The sequence below is a fragment of the Flavobacterium sp. FlaQc-57 genome, assembly GCF_044007395.1.
Taxonomy (GTDB): domain Bacteria; phylum Bacteroidota; class Bacteroidia; order Flavobacteriales; family Flavobacteriaceae; genus Flavobacterium.
The window spans coordinates 1-552 of sequence record NZ_JBIPDA010000015.1 but is presented as its reverse complement, the minus strand read 5'-3'; the positions used below and the strand labels follow the sequence as shown (position 1 = coordinate 552).

Sequence of the window (552 nt, the reverse complement as noted above, 5' to 3'; positions counted from 1 at the left end):
CGACAACTTCACAAGTAGATGTGCTTTGTAATGCTTCAACAACAGGTACTGCAACTGCTCTACCAACTGGTGGAACAGGAACTTATACTTATTCATGGAATACAATTCCGGTTCAGACTGGAGCTACGGCAACTGGTTTGGGCGCCGGAACTTATACGGTAACGATTAAAGATGCGAATCTTTGTCAAATAACCAGAACGGTAACCATTAATCAGCCAACAGCTTTAACAGCTACAACTTCGCAAGTAGATGTGCTATGTAACGCTTCAACAACAGGTACTGCAACTGCTCTACCAACTGGTGGAACCGGAACTTATACTTATTCATGGAATACAATTCCGGTTCAGACTGGAGCTACTGCTACTGGTTTGGGAGCCGGAACTTATACGGTAACGATTAAAGATGCGAATCTTTGTCAAATAACAAGAACGGTAACCATCAATCAGCCAACAGCTTTAACAGCGACAACTTCACAAGTAGATGTGCTTTGTAATGCTTCAACAACAGGTACTGCAACTGCTCTACCAACTGGTGGAACAGGAACTTATACTT

Annotated in this window: 1 pseudogene; it reads left to right on the top strand. The window is 42.8% G+C overall.

Features of this window, described 5'->3' with window-relative positions:
- Positions 1–552: pseudogene (locus tag ACHRVZ_RS21400) on the top strand (PKD domain-containing protein); the annotation flags it as partial.